Origin of the sequence: Cupriavidus sp. H18C1 (assembly GCF_049311595.1) — a bacterium.
Lineage (GTDB): Bacteria > Pseudomonadota > Gammaproteobacteria > Burkholderiales > Burkholderiaceae > Cupriavidus > Cupriavidus cauae.
Genome location: NZ_CP186008.1, coordinates 1,029,477 through 1,047,255 on the forward strand (window position 1 = coordinate 1,029,477; position 17,779 = coordinate 1,047,255).

The 17,779-nt window shown below is 64.8% G+C and carries 24 protein-coding genes; 4 read left to right on the forward strand and 20 right to left on the reverse strand.

What is annotated here, in order from left to right; all coding sequences use genetic code 11:
- Positions 1-43: 43 nt before the first annotated feature.
- From OJJOAM_RS04875 to OJJOAM_RS04930, 12 genes are all read right to left on the reverse strand, one after another.
- On the reverse strand, positions 44-1,543 hold the full coding sequence (locus tag OJJOAM_RS04875) for a phage tail sheath subtilisin-like domain-containing protein (RefSeq protein WP_422649043.1): 1,500 nt from the start codon (positions 1,541-1,543) through the stop codon (positions 44-46).
- A complete protein-coding gene (locus OJJOAM_RS04880) occupies positions 1,543-1,767 on the reverse strand; it encodes a DUF2635 domain-containing protein (protein WP_422649044.1) in 225 nt (74 codons plus the stop codon). Before OJJOAM_RS04880 ends, OJJOAM_RS04875 begins: the two co-directional genes overlap by 1 nt.
- Positions 1,764-2,357: a phage tail terminator protein gene (locus OJJOAM_RS04885; RefSeq protein ID WP_422649045.1), complete on the reverse strand. Its 594-nt coding sequence runs from the start codon at positions 2,355-2,357 to the stop codon at positions 1,764-1,766. Before OJJOAM_RS04885 ends, OJJOAM_RS04880 begins: the two co-directional genes overlap by 4 nt.
- Positions 2,358-2,390: 33 nt before the next feature.
- Positions 2,391-2,852, reverse strand: coding sequence for an HK97 gp10 family phage protein (locus tag OJJOAM_RS04890; protein ID WP_422649046.1), 462 nt, complete (start codon positions 2,850-2,852; stop codon positions 2,391-2,393).
- On the reverse strand, positions 2,845-3,177 hold the full coding sequence (locus OJJOAM_RS04895) for a head-tail adaptor protein (protein WP_422649047.1): 333 nt from the start codon (positions 3,175-3,177) through the stop codon (positions 2,845-2,847). Before OJJOAM_RS04895 ends, OJJOAM_RS04890 begins: the two co-directional genes overlap by 8 nt.
- The gene (locus tag OJJOAM_RS04900) at positions 3,178-3,675 is read right to left on the reverse strand and encodes a head-tail connector protein (protein ID WP_422649048.1); all 498 of its coding nucleotides are present in this window, start codon (positions 3,673-3,675) and stop codon (positions 3,178-3,180) included. It lies immediately after the preceding gene.
- A 3-nt stretch (positions 3,676-3,678) separates the two neighbouring features.
- Complete coding sequence (locus tag OJJOAM_RS04905) at positions 3,679-3,894, reverse strand: hypothetical protein (RefSeq protein ID WP_422649049.1); 216 nt, start codon at positions 3,892-3,894, stop codon at positions 3,679-3,681.
- 71 nt (positions 3,895-3,965) lie between these two features.
- Positions 3,966-5,237 carry a phage major capsid protein gene (locus OJJOAM_RS04910; protein WP_422649050.1) on the reverse strand — a complete coding sequence of 424 codons (1,272 nt, stop codon included), beginning with the start codon at positions 5,235-5,237 and terminating at the stop codon, positions 3,966-3,968.
- A gap of 74 nt (positions 5,238-5,311) precedes the next feature.
- Positions 5,312-6,256: a S49 family peptidase gene (locus tag OJJOAM_RS04915; protein ID WP_422649051.1), complete on the reverse strand. Its 945-nt coding sequence runs from the start codon at positions 6,254-6,256 to the stop codon at positions 5,312-5,314.
- Positions 6,253-7,503, reverse strand: coding sequence for a phage portal protein (locus OJJOAM_RS04920; protein WP_422649052.1), 1,251 nt, complete (start codon positions 7,501-7,503; stop codon positions 6,253-6,255). Before OJJOAM_RS04920 ends, OJJOAM_RS04915 begins: the two co-directional genes overlap by 4 nt.
- 1 nt (position 7,504) lies before the next feature.
- Positions 7,505-9,733: a terminase TerL endonuclease subunit gene (locus tag OJJOAM_RS04925; protein WP_422649053.1), complete on the reverse strand. Its 2,229-nt coding sequence runs from the start codon at positions 9,731-9,733 to the stop codon at positions 7,505-7,507.
- A 188-nt stretch (positions 9,734-9,921) separates the two neighbouring features.
- Positions 9,922-10,365 carry an HNH endonuclease gene (locus OJJOAM_RS04930; protein WP_422649054.1) on the reverse strand — a complete coding sequence of 148 codons (444 nt, stop codon included), beginning with the start codon at positions 10,363-10,365 and terminating at the stop codon, positions 9,922-9,924.
- A gap of 26 nt (positions 10,366-10,391) precedes the next feature.
- On the opposite strand from OJJOAM_RS04930, the gene OJJOAM_RS04935 reads away from it, so the two are divergent.
- Positions 10,392-10,769 (forward strand): hypothetical protein, encoded by a 378-nt coding sequence (locus tag OJJOAM_RS04935; protein WP_422649055.1) that lies wholly within the window; start codon positions 10,392-10,394, stop codon positions 10,767-10,769.
- Between the two features lie 586 nt (positions 10,770-11,355).
- Here the strand turns inward: OJJOAM_RS04935 and OJJOAM_RS04940 are convergent.
- From OJJOAM_RS04940 to OJJOAM_RS04975, 8 genes are all read right to left on the reverse strand, one after another.
- Positions 11,356-11,844: a hypothetical protein gene (locus OJJOAM_RS04940; RefSeq protein WP_422649056.1), complete on the reverse strand. Its 489-nt coding sequence runs from the start codon at positions 11,842-11,844 to the stop codon at positions 11,356-11,358.
- A 128-nt stretch (positions 11,845-11,972) separates the two neighbouring features.
- Positions 11,973-12,212 (reverse strand): hypothetical protein, encoded by a 240-nt coding sequence (locus tag OJJOAM_RS04945; RefSeq protein WP_422649057.1) that lies wholly within the window; start codon positions 12,210-12,212, stop codon positions 11,973-11,975.
- A 161-nt stretch (positions 12,213-12,373) separates the two neighbouring features.
- Positions 12,374-12,844 carry a hypothetical protein gene (locus OJJOAM_RS04950; RefSeq protein WP_422649058.1) on the reverse strand — a complete coding sequence of 157 codons (471 nt, stop codon included), beginning with the start codon at positions 12,842-12,844 and terminating at the stop codon, positions 12,374-12,376.
- 388 nt (positions 12,845-13,232) lie between these two features.
- Complete coding sequence (locus OJJOAM_RS04955; protein ID WP_422649059.1) at positions 13,233-14,135, reverse strand: hypothetical protein; 903 nt, start codon at positions 14,133-14,135, stop codon at positions 13,233-13,235.
- A 21-nt stretch (positions 14,136-14,156) separates the two neighbouring features.
- Positions 14,157-14,540 carry a hypothetical protein gene (locus OJJOAM_RS04960; RefSeq protein ID WP_422649060.1) on the reverse strand — a complete coding sequence of 128 codons (384 nt, stop codon included), beginning with the start codon at positions 14,538-14,540 and terminating at the stop codon, positions 14,157-14,159.
- A gap of 34 nt (positions 14,541-14,574) precedes the next feature.
- Entirely contained in the window at positions 14,575-14,826 is a 252-nt protein-coding gene (locus OJJOAM_RS04965; protein WP_422649061.1) for a hypothetical protein, read from the reverse strand.
- A 77-nt stretch (positions 14,827-14,903) separates the two neighbouring features.
- On the reverse strand, positions 14,904-15,419 hold the full coding sequence (locus tag OJJOAM_RS04970; protein ID WP_422649062.1) for a phage regulatory CII family protein: 516 nt from the start codon (positions 15,417-15,419) through the stop codon (positions 14,904-14,906).
- A gap of 372 nt (positions 15,420-15,791) precedes the next feature.
- Positions 15,792-16,301 carry a transcriptional regulator gene (locus tag OJJOAM_RS04975; RefSeq protein ID WP_422649063.1) on the reverse strand — a complete coding sequence of 170 codons (510 nt, stop codon included), beginning with the start codon at positions 16,299-16,301 and terminating at the stop codon, positions 15,792-15,794.
- Between the two features lie 77 nt (positions 16,302-16,378).
- On the opposite strand from OJJOAM_RS04975, the gene OJJOAM_RS04980 reads away from it, so the two are divergent.
- The 3 genes from OJJOAM_RS04980 (at position 16,379) to OJJOAM_RS04990 (ending at position 17,478) form a co-directional block, all read left to right on the forward strand.
- The gene (locus OJJOAM_RS04980; protein ID WP_422649064.1) at positions 16,379-16,774 is read left to right on the forward strand and encodes a helix-turn-helix domain-containing protein; all 396 of its coding nucleotides are present in this window, start codon (positions 16,379-16,381) and stop codon (positions 16,772-16,774) included.
- Positions 16,775-16,865: 91 nt separating this feature from the next.
- Entirely contained in the window at positions 16,866-17,117 is a 252-nt protein-coding gene (locus OJJOAM_RS04985) for a S24 family peptidase (RefSeq protein ID WP_422649496.1), read from the forward strand.
- 148 nt (positions 17,118-17,265) lie between these two features.
- A complete protein-coding gene (locus OJJOAM_RS04990; protein WP_422649065.1) occupies positions 17,266-17,478 on the forward strand; it encodes a hypothetical protein in 213 nt (70 codons plus the stop codon).
- Positions 17,479-17,779 lie beyond the last annotated feature (301 nt).

Consider the following 17,779-nt stretch of genomic DNA (forward strand, 5'->3'; position numbering starts at 1 on the left):
GCCCGCCAGAGGGCGGGCCGCGAGGGTTGCATCGGGTACGGCGTTAAGCCGCAGCCTCGGCCGGGTACTGCAGCCGGAACTGGTTGAGCAGCGCGAAGATGCGCAGCTGGTTGACGTAGTCGGGCGGGAACAGCACGTTGACCCGGTTGGCGTTGTCCTGGCTGCGCTCGACCACCAGGTATTGCGCGAACAGCTCGCTGTTCTCGACGATGCCCGCGCGCTCGAGCTCCATGTAGGCGGCGATCAGCTCGGCGCGGATGGTCTTGGGCGTGACGATCGCCTGGCCTTCACCGAACTGCGTGCCGTCGTCGGCCAGCTTGTGGCGTCCGAACTTCGACGTGATTCGCTGGCGCAGGAAACGAATGACATACGCGGTGGTATGCATCGTCTCGCTGTCCAGGTACGAGTCGTCCGGCTGGCCGTAGGCGTTGCGCTGATAGGTGGTGATCGCGCGCTCGATCCGCACGGTGCCATCCGCAGCCGTGGTGGTGGCGATGCCGGACGACAGCAGCGTTTGCCGCTCGTTGAGCATGAAACGCGCACCGGCCGGCGCGGCGTCGACGCCGACCAGCTCGCCGGTCTGCGTGGGCCGCGCCACGTCCGCCGAGATAAAGACCGCCTGGCGCGCGGTAAAGGCCGCAGCGTGCTCCCACACCGGCGTGGCCACGTCCAGCTCGAAGCCTTCCATGGTCATGTGCGGATCGTTGCGCAGGCGCCCCGCCGCCACCAGCTCGCCGACCGCGCCGCGGATCGCGGTATAGCAGTGCCCGTACAGCTGCGCCGACCACGCCCAGCGACCGCTGATGTCGTTCATCCAGAGCGCGAAGGCATCGAGGCTGGCGGTGTCGGTGAACGGATGGCAGACGAACTCGAACTCCTCGTCGCCCACCGCGGCCAGCACCACGTCCATGTCCGGGCTGCCGGCGCCGCCGGCCATCGCCGTGGTGGTCACAGTCAGGCCCGCCGGCGTCCGTTCGCCATTGACCAGGCCGGCGCGGTTCATCTGCAGCTTGATGTCGTTGCCGGTGGCGCCCTTCCATTTGCAGGTCACCGTGACCTCGCCGGCCAGCGCCGCCGCCTTGGCCGGCATGTTGAACGCGGCGTTGATGGCGGCGGCGAGCGCCGTGGCGGCCTCTTCAGCCGTCATGCCGCTGGTCACCGACACCCGCAGCCGGCGCCCGGCCACATAGGCCGACAGCACGCCGGCCTCGGTCGCCGTGCCGGCGATGGCGAACTTGCCGGCCGCCGCGGCACCTGCGGTGACCTTGAAGGGCAGACACCAGATCTGGCCCATCGGGTCGCCCAGGCGGAACTTGGCCAGCATCGCCGCCAGCATCGAGCCGTCGCCAGCAATCGCCACGGCGTCGGAGAGCCGGCTGGTCAGCACCAGCTTGCCGACCTCGCCGGTCGCGTCGTCGTTCACCTGCCCGATGATCAGCCGGCGCATCGCGGTCGAGCCGCCACCGGCCTGCGAGTTGTCGACCTCGGCGTAAAACAGCGGCACGCGCTGGTCGTTCGGGATCTGATTGAAGCTCACGGGCATTACTTCGCTCCCTTGTCAGCGACGGCAGCCTTGGCCGCCTTCGCGGTGTCGGCCGGCGCCGGCGGCTCGCCGACGATCACGTCGTTGTCCTGAATACGGCGCACCCAGTACGTCGAGCGCGCCACCAGCCGGCCCGCGGCGGGCAGATCGTCGCCTCGCTCGGGGTCCAGCACCACGCGGCCCGGGGCGGGCTTCACGTGGACCTGCTTGCGGTCAGTCGTCATGCGTTTCCTTGGTCAAGCTCCACGCGGAGCACGGTTTCAATCCGGCCGTCCGGACCGGGCTTACTGAGGTTCGGATCGGCCATCGGGTCGATCGCGTCGACCTCGACATCGAGGCCAGCCAACGGCGGCAGACCCGCCAGCTCGACCTCCTGGAAGGTCTCGGGCGTATCGCCGCCGCCGAGCGTCCACTCGGACTCGAAGCGGAAGCGGTACAGCACGCGATCGCGGTTGATCAGCAGCAGCTGGCCGCCGGCGTACTGGATCGGCTCGTAGCCAGGCATCGGCTCCCAGCCCACCAGCGCGCGCAGCAGCTCGGCGCGAATGTCATGCAGCGGGTCGGCGGCGGCTTGGCCGCGCTCGTCGGTAGTCCTGACTGCCACCACCACGTCAAAGGCGTCGACGATCGCCTGCCGGATGACGTTGTCGGACTGGTTCTCACCCGGGTCGTCGTCTGTCATGACCACCCAGGCCGATGGCATCGGCAGTTGCACGCTGTCGCGCATCACCTCGAACTCGAGGCCTCCGGCTACGTTCTTGCCGAAGGTCGGGCACCACGCGCGCAGCTGGCGGATAAGGGGCGAGATCTTCATGGGCGTAAAAAAAGCCCGCTTGCGCGGGCTGGGTTATTTGATCTCGAGGCTGTCGGCCAAGGCCTGCCGCAGCATCAACCTCACCTGGTCGGATCGGTCCTGCAGGGCATCGGCCATGTAGTTGGCCCGCGGCTTGATGCGCCAGGGCCCGGCCTGCTGGGCCTTGTGGTCCTTGCGTCGTTTAGCCCCACGCTTGACGCCGTAGTGCAGATACACGAAGTACGGCGCCGGCATCGCCGAGGTTTTCTTCGGCGCGACGCGCACGAGGAAACCGGAGCGGCTCAGCTTGAAGTCGATGCTGTCCCGCAGCGTGCCGGTACGCACCGCCGGATAGCCCTCCGCACCGCGCGCCAGCGCCACGTTCACCTTGGCTTGGCCCGCCACCAGCCGGCCCGCCTTGCGCATCGCAGCGCGCACCTTGCGCTTATTGAAGTCAATGGCCTTGTCGAAGCCCTCGAAGCCTTCGATGTGCATGTAGAACGCGTCGTCAGGCATCTCCCAACTCCTCCACCTCAAGGACAGTGAAACGCCCCGCGCCCTGCAGATCGGTCACGCGCTTGACTCGATAGACACGGTCGGCACAGACGACCTCATGCGCGGTGGAGATCCCGGCGATCGCGCGCAGGTACACCCGATGCGTGATAGCCGCGTCGATCTGCACGCTGCCGGCGTAGACCGCCGAGCCTACCGGCTCCAGCTTGGCCCAGCGTTGCACCTGGCCATCGAAGGCCGGCGCAACACCAAGGTCGTCGGTGGGCAGGTCGGTGCGACGACGCAGCGTCACCGAGCGATTCAGCTGTCCGATATGCGGGAAATTCATTCAGCACCTCGGCACGATGAAGGGGTCGAGCAGTCCATCGACAAAGTCGCGCGGCGGCTCCAGCTGCGTGCCAACGCCGGCCGCCGCCACAAGACTCTGACGGTTCTCGAGGTAGTACCCCAGCCGCTGCAGGATCCACATCTTGATGGCCGACGGCACGTCGTCGGCACCGCCGAAGCCGCACTTGACCTCGAGCTCGCCATCAGATGGCGCCAACACCTCCGCCGGCAGGTCGGCCGAATGCGGCACCACCGCCCCGCCCTGCCTGACTTCCTGCACCGGCATCAGCCCGTGCAGCGCGACTCGCTGGCCGGCGGTCACCGGAATGGCCCAGGTCTGCGTGAGCAGCCGGCGGCCGGTGGTGTGCTCGGCTTTCTCGCGGGCAGCCTGCAGGCACAGCGCGACAATCTCGTCGGGCTCTGCTTCGTCCACCCGCGCCCATTGCCGCGCCGCCTCGAGGCTGATCGGCTCGCCCTGCGGCGGTGTGATCAGCCGCATGGCTTATGCCTCCGGCGCGCCGGTCGCCGTCTCGTCCTTGCTGCCGCCGGCACCGGCATCGGTTTCGCTGGTGGCGGCGCCCTTCTTGCCGGCCTTGCCCGCGTTCACGTACTCGGCCTTCTTGGCGTCGACGTAGGACTTGGCCACCTCGTCGGGGAAGCCGGCGGTTTCGTTCGGCTGGTACGGCGACACCCGCGCCAGGAATTTGATGATCTTCATGCTCGATCCTTGATATGAGCGTCAGAATGCAGCGGCCGGACTCGCCCGGCCGCCATGCAGAGGTGGCCGGCTTACGGCTGCCACTTCACGTCGGTCAGCACCGCGACCGACGGGATGTGGCGCATACCGAAGTCGTGCTCGGTGATGGCACGCACCAGCGTTTCGTCGCGGCTGAAGGCCGACACCAGCTGGCCATTGGACATGTAGCTGCCTTCCTTCGAGATATCGATAATCAGGCCGGTGGCCTCGCCGATGATGGCGTCGTTGAAGTCGACCAGATAGATCTCCGAGGCGTCGCCGCCCACCCCGAGGTTGTCCGGGATGCTGGTGGTCACGGCATACGGCTTGTTGCGCAGCTGACCCGCGGCGATCTCCGGAAACACATGATTGCCGTTGCCATCGACCAGGTTCTGCAGGAACACCAGCGTACGCGGCGACATGATCCAGCCCGGCTTGAGCATCTTGACGTTGCCGTTGAGCAGCGCCAGTTCGAGCTTGCCCAGGTCGTTCTTGACGTTCTGCACAGTGATCGTGGCATTGGCCGGAATCAGCGCCCCGGCCGCCGCCTGGTAGCGCAAGCCGATCGGCGTATCTTCGGTGCCGTCGTCGCGGATGAAAGCCTGGTCCTCGCGCGTGCCGATGCCCTGCACGACGTCGTCGCGCACCAGGTCGTTCGCGTTCGGCGAGCTGAAGCGGATCAGGTCGTTGGAAACCGGCACGAGTGCCACCAGCTTCTTCTTGGACAGCTTCAGCGGCCCGAACGCCGGCTGGCTGGACGGAATGTCGGTGCCCTCGGTCACGTAGCTGGCGCTCGAGCCCGCGGTATGGCGCGACATCGTCAGCGTGCCGGCCGGCATCGGAATGGTCCGGGCGCCCATCTTGCGGACCACGCTGGCCGGTCGCAACAGCTCGATCACCTCGGGCACATAGCCGGGCGGCACGATGAAGCCGCCAGCCGAGCCGGTGCCAGTGTTCAGCGCCGCGGCGATGTCCGGCGCGCCGCAGTGCGTTTCCGCGAAGTGCGCCGCGGCGCGCGGGTCGCCGCCGGCCGACACCAGCGAGCGCACGATAATGCCGAGCGCCTCACCGGCCTGGCGGCCGGCCTGCTTGGGCTGCGCCGGCAGGGAGCCGCTCAGGGGCTTTGCGACGGCGGCGGCCATGCGCTCGGCGGCTTGAAGGCGGTCGATCTGCGCCGTCAGGGTGTCGAACTGCGCCTCGAGCTTGCCGAACTCGGCCACTTCCTCGGCGGACAGCGCGGCGCCGCCCTTCTCCTTGTCAGCCAAGGCGGCGATCGCTGCCTGCACGCCCGCACGCTCCTGCAGCAGGGTCATCAAGTCTTTCATGCTGGTTCCTTCTCGGATGTCGAAATGAAAAAGGCCGCCAGATCGGCGGCCTCAGATACCCCATGCGGGGAGGTTCAGACCATGCGCACGCGCATGGCGGTCGCGGCGCGCAGGTAGCGGCCGGTTGAAGCGGTCGGCGCGGGCTGGTAGCGCGCCACGATCTCGCGCAGCGCGTCGCGCGGCGCCATCACCTTGTCAGCCAGCGCCGCCGTCACGCCGGCCGCGCCCATGAAGGTGCCCGCCTCGGTGCCGCGCACGGCGTCGGTAGACACGCCGCGATTGCGGGCCACCGTCTCCACGAACAGACCGTAGATGCGGTCCACCTCCGCCTGGAGGCTGGCGCGCGCATCGTCGGACAGCGGCGCATCCGGATTGCCGTCGACCTTGCGGGCGCCGGCGTGGATGTAGGTCACCTTGACGCCGGCGCGCTCATTGAGGGCGCTGCGGTCCATGTGGGCGGCGACGACGCCGATGCTGCCCACGCCGCCGGTGCGCGAGACGATGATCTCCTCGGCCGCGCTGGCGATCGCGTAGGCGGCCGAGTAGGCGCGGTCGTCCACGATCGCGGTGATCGGCTTGACGCCGCGCGCGTGATAGATCTCGTCGGCGAAGTCAAAGGCCCCGTTGACCGAGCCGCCCGGCGAGTTGATGTTGAGCACGATGTGGCCCACGTCCGGATCGCTAACCATGCCGGCGAAGTTGGCCGACAGCTGCGCGTAGCTGGTCAGGCCGGACATCGCGTCCATGCTGGAGGCGCGATGCACAAGCGTGCCGCTCACGTCCAGCACACCGACGCCGCGGCCTGCGTCCGCCCACGCCTTGCCGCGGGAGGCCTCGACATCGGTGCCGTCCTTGACCGGGTCGTCGTTGTCGTGCCAGGCGCCAAGACCGTGAGCGCGGAGGCCCTCGATGGTCAGGCCCATGCGATCGCCCAGCACCGCCAGGATGATGTCGAGCTTGCCGGGGTCGATCATGTGCGCCTGGCCGAAGACCAGCGAGGCGAGAAGCGGATACTTCATGCGGCATTTCCTCCTTTGACCTGCCGCGGGACATCGACCGGCGCCATGTTCAGCGGCGCCCAGAACTGGTCGCCGCCGTCGTAGGCGTCGCGGTCCTCCATATCCCGGCATTCATTGGCGTTGAGAATCCGCGCCTCCACGCCCATCTTGTAGGCCTCGAAACGCGATTTGATGTCGCCACGCAGCAAAGCGTCGACGTTGAACTTGATGTAGATGCCCAGCTCTCGCTCCCGGCCGGAGAGCAGCGTCAGGTTCAGGCGCTGCTCCCAGCGCTTGATCCAGGGCGACAGCGTGTACTTGACGAACTCGAGCGACTGCTGCTCGATGTTGCTGAACGTGGCCCGCTCCAGATCGGCGAGCATGTGAGGCGGCACGCGAAACAACCGCGCAATCTCGCTGATGCTGAATCGCCGCGTCTCGATGAACTGAAGGTCGGCCATCGAGACCCGCAGGGTATGCAGCTTGGTGCCGCCGGAGATAACGGGCGGACCGCGGCGGCGATCCGACGTGAGCTCCACCCATTGCTTGCGGTAGGTGTCACGCTGGTCCTTGCCGGCCTTTTCGGCAACCTCGAGCACCACCGGCGGCACGAAGCCCTCGGCGAAGGCCTCCCCGCCGAGCTGCTCGGCCGCGAGCGCATTGCCGATGGTCTCGCGCGCCAGCGCAATCGGCGCCAGGCCGACCAGACCATCGAGCGAGAAGCCGCGCACGTGCAGCACCTGGCGCGCCGGGATGTTCTGCTCGCCGTCGATGTCGTAGACGAACAGATTGCGATCCCGGTCATAACGCACGATCACTTTGTCGGGATGCTGGGGATACAGCCCCTCGATCTCGCCCTTGCCATTACCCTCGATGAAGGCGTAAGCATTGCCGCGCAGGCACAGGTGCGCCTGCCCCATCTCGAAGAACTCGAACGCCGTATTGTTCGGGTTCGGTGAGTCGTGCAGCAAGCCGACCAGGTTGTGCTGTTGCACGCGGGTTCGGCGGCCGCCCTTGAACTGGAAGACGCTGATCGGCAGGCTGGCCATGGACTCGGCCAGGATTCGCGTTGCCGCGTACACCGCCGAGACGCGCAGCGCCGAATCCGGGCTCACGTACTGGCCGGCGCGAGTTTTGCCGCCGCCGAACAGCCGCACCAGCCACGGCTCAGCCGGCGCCGTGCCGCTGGTCGGCGATGCTTGCGTGCTCGCCACCAGCGGCGAGCGGAATGCCGCGGCCGCCGCGCCAAGTCGTTGAAACAGGCTCATATCAGATCCCATCGGGCGCCCCACCGTCACCGCCTACCGCGGCTCGGCTGAACGCCATGATCGTTGCCACCGCCGGATCGATCCGGCCGCGGCCCTTGGACTTCTTCTTGTCCGGGCGGAAATTGCCGTTGGTGTCGTACAGCAGCGAGACGTTCGAGACCGCCCAGCGCAACACCGCATTGCCACCGTGGCGCATGCGCTTGGCGTAGACGACCTCCTCGAACTTCTTGGCGCCCGGGTACATCCCGCCGGTGTTCTGCGGCACCGCGACCATCGGCACGTCGTGCTCCTGCAGCTCGTTGGCTAGCTGCGTTGCGTTCCAGATGTCGAATCCGACCTCGACCACGTCATACAGCCGGCATGCCTCCAGCACCTTGGCCTTGACCGGCCGGTAGTCGGTGACGCTGCCCTCGGTGGCGATCAGCGAACCTTCCTTGACCCAGCGCTTGTAGCTGGCGCGATCGTCAGCCTCCTGCGTGTCGACCTTCTCCTGCGGACACCAGGTCCAGACCAGCACGTACCACTCGCCGTCCGGCTCGTCATCAGGCGGCGGGAACACCAGCGCGAACGCGGTCAAGTCTTGCGTGGACGACAGGTCCAGCCCGCCGTAGCAGCGGCGCCCGCGCAGGATGGCCGGGTCGAAGCGTTTGGCGCCCTTGTCCCACACCGCCGGCTCGATCCATCCCTCTGCCGAGTTGACCCAGAGGTTCAGATCCTTGGTCATGAAGTTGGTGCGCGCACTGGGCAGCGCCGCCGCCTTGCGCGCCATGTCCCGCATGTAGTCCCAGCGCTTGGACATGCCCAGGCCGGGATTCGCCTTCGGCCAGACCGCTTCGTCGAACGGGTCGTCGCCGTCGTCCAGCGTGTAGACGTAGCCGAAGAACGCATCGTCGTCGCGCTCGCCCTTCAGCACCTCGATCAGGTAGCGGCGCATGTCGGTGCACACGCCGTCCAGGATGAAGCCCGCCGTGGTGATAGCCGACAGCAGCGGCTGCTCGCGCGCGCCTAGCGCGGACTCCATCACCTCCCACACATCGGCGGACTTCTGCGCGTGCAGCTCATCAAACAGGATGGCGTGCGGGTTCAAGCCATCGAGCGATTCGGCATTCGCCGGCAGCGGCTTGAACACCGAACTGTCGAAGGCGACCTTCTCCTGGTTGACGCCCTCGTGGATGGTGAAGGACCGCTTGACGCCACGCGATCGCCGCGACCAGCGCCGGATGTTGTCGAAGGCCGGCTTGAACACCGACATCGCCTGCTCGCGCGTCGTCGCCACCGCGTAGACTTCCGCGCCGACCTCCTGGTCCATCATGAACAGGTACGCGCCCTGCGGTCCTTTCCAGGTGCTCTTGCCGTTCTTGCGGGCGACCTCTTCATAGCCGCGCTTGAAGCGGCGCAGGCCTTCGTCGGTTTTCCAACCGTAAAGGACAGCGGTCCAGAACTTCTGCCACGGGTCGAGCAGGATCGGTTGGCCGGCCAGCGTGCCCTTGATATGGACGAAGAAGGTCTCGATGAAGCGGATCACGTGCCAGGCGGCATCGGGATCGAACCACAGGCCGCGCTTGTGACCGTCGGCCAGGTCGCGGTAGTGGCGCTCGACGGCCAGGTACACGTATTCGCCGACGACGATATCGCCGCGCAGCACCGGCAAGCCGTAGTGGATGTCCCACTCGCGCAGCTCGCCGGCCGCCGCCGTCAGACGGTCGACGTGCTTTTTTGTCCGGCGGGCCTTCGCGCGGCGTTGCGTTCGGCGGTTGCGTGCGCCAGCAGGTCCCCGAACAGATCGTCCTGCTGTCCCTCGTCGCCCAGCTTCGCCCGGGCCATCACCGAGGACGGCAGCGTCAGGCAGCTCTCGGGCAACCATGTGAGCAGCTCCTTTTTTCAGGCTCGCCGCCGCGTAGAACAGCTGGTGCGGCTGATCGAATCCCGTCTTGGTCTTGATGAAGTAAGTGCCGCCGTTCGACGCTTCGAAGTTCTGCAGCTCGAGCTCGGTGTTGACCCAGCGGATGAAGGTCTTGCACACGACGGCGATCGCGATGCCGGCAGTCAGGTGCGGCAAGCCCGAATCGCGCAGCGCGGCGCAGATGTAATCCCAGACCTTGCGCTCACGCGGGCTCAGCTGCGTGCCAGGCGGTGGCGCCGGCGAGCGCAGTTGCTTATCACCGGCACCGGAGGGCGGCGGCGGCATTTGTGCATCGCCACCGGGCAATTCGGTGTCATTCAGGCCCATAGAAGGCTCCATTTCATGCGAGCCACCCAAAACGGTCCCCGACCGTCTTTCAGGCTCCCTATGAGGCGGATTCTTTAACCCCCCCCTCCCAAAAATTGCTCCCCCGAAAATTCGAGCCTGGCGCGCGGTCCCGAGGCAGTTGAGGCCAGGGATTCGACCCCCTACCCCCCCTCAGGGGGAGGGGTCGGCTACCCCTCCCCCACCGCGCCGCCCGCCGGGCGGGCCAGCCGCACCGGGTTGGCGAAGCCGCCATCCTCGGTCGCGGTCTTGCGGTCGTGGCACGGCTTGCACAGCGCCTGCCAGTTGCGACGCGACCAGAACAGCTTCGCGTCGCCTTTGTGCGGCACGATGTGGTCGACCACCGTGGCCGCGATCACGTGCTCGTCGGCCAGGTGGATCACGCACAGCGGGTTCTCGCGCAGGAACTGCTCGCGGGCACGCCGCCACTTGCTGTCGTACCCGCGACTAGCGGCGCTACCGCGGCGGGCATCCTGCTCGCGGGCGTGTTCGGTACAGCGGCCGCGGTCGGCCGCGTAACGTCGGCAACCGGGATGGACGCATGGTTTGGGAGCTCGCGTTGGCATGGAATCGTCGGGCACGGGTGATCTGTGATAATCGAAACTCACATTCATCAACCAGCGCCAATATGGGGAAACGCATGGAACTGTCAGTGTCGACGTACGAAATGCCGGACGGCTCGCAGCAGGTCGAAATCACCGCCAATGGTCAGAAGCAGCGCTTCACGGCGGAGCAGCTCTCGCTGTACATCGAACTGCTGTCACTGGCCAGAGCCGACATGCTGCCGCCCGTGCCGATGGAGACGCCGGCCATCGCAGGCATGCAAAACGTCGCGGTCGATCCGCCGGTGCGCTGGGCATACGACGAGATGAACGACCACGCTGCATTGGTCATTCGCCACCCGGGGCACGGCTGGATTGGGTATTCCCTTCCGTTCCAGACCGTAGATGCCCTCCGGCATGGCCTTCAGCAGCTAGACGAGTTCCGAAGCGCCCAACGCCAGCGGCCGATGAATTAGCCTCGGCATCCGAGCCGCGGATCACGGGACCAGTCGAAGCGAGCGCCTGCCGAACCCAGCTCAACGGTCCGCCGCACACAATCTCGACACGGATTAGGCCACCCGGATCCGCGGTGCCCACGGCCATGCCACTATCGCCCGCTCTTGCGCCCGAGGGCGCGGCATCTGCTTCGCGCCGAAGTTGCTGTTCGTCTGCCACGTCCGCCGCGCGGAGCAGCATTCCGGCCACGTGGGCTCGGAAAGTCTCCTCGCCGTGATTGCTTTCGTTCCACGGATCCATCCGGAACGCTAAGAGATCACGGACGGACAGCGCGTCGTAACCCTTCGCCACGAACTTCGAAAGAACCAGGAGTTGCGACCGATTCATGTCTCACCACAGCAGGAAAGAAACTCAATGGAAAAAGCCCGACCGGCTTTCACCGAATCGGGCTTATCGCGTTGTCACGGGAGATTACGGCTACTGACCGGAGCTCGGAGATAATGGAGGCGCTGGCCATGCGCCGGCGACATCAAAAATCACAATCACTAAAAGGTCAGAGATGAAACACGCCAACGAACCAAGGCCCGTTATCCCCCCAGCCGCAACCTAGCAGGCGCGGGCCAGAACCGTACACAGAACGGCCGCCGCGGCCGACACGATAGGCGCTGCAACAGCACCGAATCGCACCCGGTCAAGCCAGGTGGCCACACGGTAGTTACGTTGGACCACCTGGTTGATCCGGGTCTGAATGTTCTCCAGTTCAACTTCCCGCAACTGGTCAACTGCAAAGTACGGCCGGAACAAGCACTGCGGTTCGCTTGTGGGCGGCCACATGACATCCGTCCTCAAGCAATACCAGATCAGGATTGCAGCGAGCACGATGAGCTGGAAGCCGAACGTTCCGACTGCCGCAACGAGCCAGAGCTCCGCCTGGGTGTCGAAAAGTTTGGTGAGGTATGCGACCGCACCACCGATGCCCGCAAGGAGCAACGTCAGGGTGGTATTCGATTCCTTCGTCAAATGTTCCGACGTTTGAATGTGAAACCGAATGTTCTCCTGCGCCTGCTTCTCGACCCAATCCAGCAGTTCCGTCATTCCCCGCCTCAAACGAAAAGCCCCGAGGCTTGAACCTTCGGGGCTGAGCCGACCGGCTTTCACCGAATCGGGCTTGTTTCACCGCACGCACTGATCGCACAGCGTAGCCGAAATCTATCGATCTTTTTTCAAGATTTCAATAGTAGGTGCAAGGGTGGGTCCTTAAGCCTCGGATTCCTAATGAGAAATTCGACTCCCTTGAAGATGAGACCTTGAACCCGATAGCCTTGCGCGCGGCTCATACCCACGTCCTCGGCCGCAAGATACACCGGCATCTGCTTGATGTAGATCAACCCGGCGAGGCGGAACCAATCCAGCGGCAGCTTTCGCAAGGCCTCATGTGTTTGCTCGCATTCGGGATCGGACACAGGGATGTACGCACGGACCGGCAGCGTACGAATCTCCTCCAAGGTTAGGCAGCTTGGTCCGTACCCATTCCGTTGGCCGCCGCGTGCTGCCCAAGCGCCCCACGAGTAGAGCCGCTCAACGACCCATGACGGCGGCTCTTTGCGCGCACCCTTTTCTCCGATCATCTATTGCACCTCCCTCCGACCATTGCGCGCATCTGCGCGATATTGCGCTCGGCCACCGTCGCGGTGGCCAGCTGCTGCTCTGCCTCGGGCACGCCAGGAATCGGCGGCAGGTGTTCATGCTGCGCGATCTGCCACAGGCGTGACCATCGAGCGGAGGCGCCGGGCCAAGTCGCCGCTCGGATGTCATCGAGGCCGAACCGAACGGCGGTCCAGAACACCGCGCGGTCGCGCCAGCCTTCGCCCCGGCCAGCGCCATCGGCGAGGCAGGCCTGGGCCTCGGCAAAGGACTGCTCCGCAGTCATGGGGCGACGCGTCATACGCCCCCTCCGCAGCAGCGTCCTTGCCAACCGCGACAGCCCGCCCGGCGGCAGCGGTCCTGCCTTACCGCCAATCTCGGCGCCGAACTGCTGCTCCCGCGCGGCCTGCGCGGCCAGCTGCTGCAGCGCGTGCTCGCGGTCCGCTGCCACCTGTTCCGCGTAGACGGTCTCCCACGCATCCCCCCTGCTCTTTGGCCGCGCGCACCAGCGAGTTGAAGTACGGCCAATCCCGGCCGACGATTCCGGCCTGCTTAGCGCCGTGCCATTCGTCCAAAACACGTTGCGCGAGGACCGGGCCTAGGTCGCGCGACGTTCGCGCAATGAAGGCCCGCTGGTGGTGCGGCAGACCCCTCGGCCACTTGAGGTGCTTCTCGAACTCGATGTCGGCTGCCACCTCCTCATCCGATCGCCGGGCCGAAGGCCCCTCTCCCACCGCGCTTAGCCGGCTCGTGGCGTTGCTCTGAGAGCTGCTGCGCATGCGTGCCGATCGGTGTTGCGTCGGGGTTGCCTTCCTCACGCGCCGCAAGGCGTGGGAGGGTCAATCTCGCCATCCCCATCGCGCCGCAGGCGTGAGGGGGGTAGGGGGAGAGGGGTTTAAGGTTTTACCGGTTACCTGATGTGTGTCGGCCTGCCGATTCTTCCTCCTTGTGGACAAATCCCGCGAAGCCTTGCGCGGCTTAGGCTTTACGGGTCGATCGACCTGTATCGACTCCGTATCGGCCTGTTTTTGATCGTGGGAATCCGTATCGGCGAGCGGACATGCGAAAACGAGATCGCCACGCCGGCCAACCTTCCGAAGCAGCCCGAGATGCTCAAGTCGAGCGAGCATTCGCTGGATCTTGCTCTTGTCATGGGCGAGGAATCTCACGCCCGACCGCCCTGCTCGCTCCGTCCACTCCTTCAGCGCTTGATACGACAGGCGGACGCGACGGCCTACGACGCCGGTCTTGTAGTCCATCCGTGGCCTGATGGCACCGACGTACAGCTGAAACAGGTCGGCACCCTCCCCGGAGAGCGCGTCCAGCTCTGCGTCATTGATGCGGTAGGAAGCCATTACGCGCGCCCCTGGCCCCCCTGCCGAATCGCCGTCGCCATCCAACTCGGCATGGACGCACCGCACGGCAATCTCGGCGCCGCCATCAAAGGAATGAATGAGCCCGACCTCTTCCAACACGGCCAGCATGCGGCGCATCTTCGGCCGGTCGTAGGTGACTCCACCCACCCCCGGGCGAGGTTCTCGCCTGGTCTTCATCTTGAGCGTGCTGTAGGCCATCTGGACCACACCAGTTTTTGCGTCCATCCCCGAACGCAGGCCGAGCACGTACAGATGAAAGAGCTCAGGCCCAAGGGGCTGCAGCGAGTAAAGCTCTCGGCCGCTCAGTTGAATTCCCGGGCCGTACTGCATTTCGCGCATTTCTTCGTCCGAATACTGTTCTTCCATTTCGCGTTATCCCGTAAAGAGTCATGGCCGCACGGTGGCGGCCTCACAGAGAATATCGAAGGTGGCCACGAATGCGGCCGGGTTGTCAGGGCCACACTCGGCCCGATACACGGTGGTAGCGCCGACCACATCGGCACGGTATGCCTCGCGTGAAGCGCTATCAGGCATCTGGTGCCAGCGCTCTGCGCAGACCGCGGCAAGCGCCGACATCTGGCGGGCGGCGGCGAAGGCGAAAAACACGTCGCTGAGGGGCCAGAAGGCCAGCAGGTGAACCGCGAAGGCTTTCAACGAGGCGAAGCCCTTCTCGCGCGCGATCCGCTCGACGTACGCCCAGGCGCAGCACAGCTGCTGCGGACGCGCGCAATCGAGGCCGATCGCCTCACGGGATGGGCGGCAGCAGTGCATGTCCCGGTCGAAACGAGCCGACGGCGGCTTCCCGCTATTCCCGGTCGAACGAACAGAGGTCATCCCACACGTCGCCCAGGTCGGCACTGCCGTCATAGGTGGCGATCCAATGCTGCTGCGCCTTGTCGACGCGCAACTGCGCGGCGTAGTTTGCGTGACTCACGCTGATGAGGCCGAACACCCGACCTCGCCCTCGCTTGAGCGCAAAGACGCCGAAGGGCTCGCCGCCCTTCAAGATGCGCTTCTTGACGCGCGCGAACAGGGAGTCGCGCTCGCGCTTGGTCAACGGCTTGCGGGGTCGCATAAGCGTTCCTGGCCGTCGATCTGATGTAACAGATGCGGCCGACAGCAAAGCGGTGCGAGTCATTCGATGGCACCCTCACGCTTGCCCGCGGCGATCTCGGCGGACATGGACAGCGCCATTGCCGCCTGCATGACCTCCAGCGCCTCCTTGCAGATGCGCTCGCATTCTTGGTCGGTGACCTTGCCGTCGGCAGCATCCTTCGTGACCTCGGCCACCAGTTCGGCAAATTCCTCGGACACGGTGGCCAGCTTGCTAAGGATGTCTCGCCCGGATACCGCTACCTGGGACATGTCGACAGCCACCAGGCCATGCCGGTAATTCAGCGCTTGAAGCGGCGCCTTGGCGCGCTCCACACCGGCCTCCTCACAGAGGTCCATGATGTGGTCGAACTCCTCGGCGGTCAGAAAATGTGATTGGATGCCCGGACGGAGTTTGTTGCGCAGCACCGAGGGCACCACATGCTTGCCCATACGCCGGCCGAGTGCCACAGCAAGGCCTTCAATGCCGCCGGGAAATCGGCGCGCGAGGTTGTACATCGACTCCAATGGGTCGATGTCGGAATATTGGTACGTCACGGTAAACCCCCCGGATTTCGACCGTGTTGCTGATGCAGCACAATCGGTAATCTATGACTTCAAAGGCGGCACTAAGGACCGCCAGCTCAGGGAGAAATCTGTGTTCCAACCCAAGCCAAAATTTCTTCGCCGTATGACTCCGATCGAGAGGCGGCGAAGTGCCCCTCGCTGGAAGGGTCGGTGCGTACCAGCAATCGGTGATAATCAAAGCTCACATTCATCAACCACCGCCAAAAGAGGTACGCATGACGCCCACAGTTACGATCACCCTCACCGATTCCCTAAAGAAGCGACTTGACGACGCTGGTCAGACCGTCGAATCCTTCAAAATAACCTCGGCATTCCTGCCCAGCGTGGGAGACGGCGTAATGCTCAGCGACACAATCCTTGGTCAGGTTGTGTCGAGGACTTGGTTACCGAAGCGGAATGAGCTGATTCTGTTCGTGGAGTAACCCGCATCGAGGAAGGGGCGGCCTCGAACTTCACTGCGACCTGCCGCCCTTCGCATTGCCATTGGTGGAGAGCTGATCGAATCAGCCACAGCACCAGTCGGGCGTAAAAGTTCTTCATGTCAGATTCCTGTGCTTGCTTCTGTTGACCCCCCACGGGAGGTTGGGCGTCATCCGTGGCTTTGATCGCATCGTCGTCGGCAGCAAGTTCTGGCCAGATCAAGTGCCAGTCGTCCGGCCTCAGTTGCTTCCGCGTCACCAATCCGCCAGTAACGCGTTCGATGGCGACGCATCGCTCAATCGCCACTGGACGGGCACCGCTGGCCCATTGCTGCACAGTCGGCGCCTTCACGCCGAGCAGTCGTGCGAGTGCCGCCTTGCCGCCCACGATCTGGCTGGCCCGCTGGATGGGGGATATGGTGAGTGTGCTCATGAGGCCCCATTATATGGCATTGCCTCATTTTGGCAAGGCATTGCCGAATCCCCCCTCCACGAAGGTCAAATTAGGCAATGCTTACTGGTGAAAAATTGGGCGCTGCCATCGAGCAGGCCAGAGAAAAGAAAGGCGTTTCTAAAAAAGCGCTGGCGGACGCCATGGGCGTGAAGCCCGCATCAGTACAGGACTGGGTCAGATACGGCCGTATTGCGAAAGAACGCATCAACGACCTGGTCGCCTACTTTGCAGATGTTGTCGGCCCGGAGCACTGGGGGGCTAGATTTCCACTCAGTCAAGCCCAACCAACGGGGCACATCGGACGGAAAAGAAGCCGCCCCGAGCTCTTCAGCGGCCGCCTACAATGTGACGCACTTGCCGGAAGCCCGAATTCCAGTCGGAGACTCACTAGCAAGACGCGTATATGTGGTGGGGCGTGCGAACGGCGGGCTCCCGGAGAGGATTTGGACTGACGGCGGTTACCTGGTGGGCGCAACAGAAGAATACGCAGTACAAGCGACGGACGATGCGTTTGCTTTCTTGACTCCGATAGTTGGCACATCCATGTCCCCGGTGTACAACCCGGGGGACTTCGCTTTCGTAGAGCCCAGTACCCCAGTAGAGGCGGGCGACGACGTTTTAGTACGCCTCACCACAGGGGAAACGATGCTCAAGCGTTTGCGCTCCTGCCACAATGGCATCCAACTCGAGTCTTACAACGAGTCAGGGACATTGTTCTTCGCGCCCGAAGAGGTTTCTTGGATGTATTACGTGGCGCATCCTGTAAGGCGAAAAAAAATTAAGACGCGCTTCTGATGTCGCCCCAACGGCACCACACCATGCCCGCCCATTGAGGCGGGCTTTTTGTTGTCGCGCGTTGGCAACAAGGCCCAAACGAAGGCGCCCCAAAGCCCTGCGAGTCGAACGTTAGGCAAAGCCTACCGCCATAATATGGCATTGCCTCTTGACCTATCATATGGCATTGCCTAATATTCCGTCGAGCGACGCACACCGCGTCACCGATGGAGGCAATGTGAAAAAGCAGAAGCAGATCAAAGGTTGGACGTTCTACCTGGCCTTGGTAGCCGCCGCCTTTTTGGTACACACCTGCGCAGTCGAATCCACCCTGCAGGGAGCGCCAGCCGGCGTCGCCGCACACTGGTCGCGGCAAGTGTAAAGGGGACGCATCAATGATCCCCCTTTCGCATCGTCATCGACGGCCACCGCATCCAGTTCGGCCTGTTCCGGTCCAGCTTCGACGCGATCGTCTACGCGCTCGACTGCGGCGCTCGTAGCGCATCGGCCAAGCGCGTCGCCGGAGCGGGGCACTGATATGGCCCGGCGTCGCGCGCGCTACACCTTCGCCGACCTGGTCGAGGGCTTCCGCCTGATGAACGGCTCCGGCATCGCGGAGGTGCGCCTCCTCGACTGGCGCGTCGCCAAGCAGGTCCGCGCATTCCTTGACGCCCGGCGCAAAG